This is a genomic window from Methylobacterium sp. E-005, assembly GCF_022829725.1.
In the GTDB taxonomy this organism is placed as follows: Bacteria; Pseudomonadota; Alphaproteobacteria; order Rhizobiales; family Beijerinckiaceae; genus Methylobacterium.
The window spans coordinates 1-382 of record NZ_JAKSYG010000085.1; the positions used below are offsets into that span (position 1 = coordinate 1).

At 71.7% G+C, this 382-nt stretch carries 1 protein-coding gene; it reads right to left on the reverse strand.

The annotated features are described in order from the left end of the window. On the reverse strand, window positions 1–382 hold a 382-nt coding region (locus tag MKK88_RS09660; protein ID WP_243999111.1), incomplete at both ends, for a PAS domain-containing protein.

A 382-nucleotide genomic window follows, 5' to 3' on the forward strand; every position in this document is an offset into this window, starting at 1 on the left:
GCGGCGACCTGGCGCGCGAGGTCGGCCTCCGTGCGCCTGCGGTCGGTGACGTCCTGCACGAACTCGTGGAACCCGTCGAGGGCGCCGTCAGCGCCCCGGCGGGGCAGGTAGCGGATCTCAGCGACTCGGGGGCGCCCGTCCCGCTGCGGCCAGTCGAGCTCGAAGGTGACGCGCTCGCCCCCCAGGGGCCGCTCCATGAAGGGTGTCGGAACGGCGTAACCCTCCGGACCGAGCCAGTCGCGGACATCACGGCCGACCACCTCCTCCGCGGTCACTGCGAGCCTCGCACCGTAGGACCGGTTGGCCAACCGGTAGTCGTAATCGGCGCCTATGAAGGAAATCAGGACCAGGCGCGCAGCGGTGATGGCGCGACGGCGTCGCA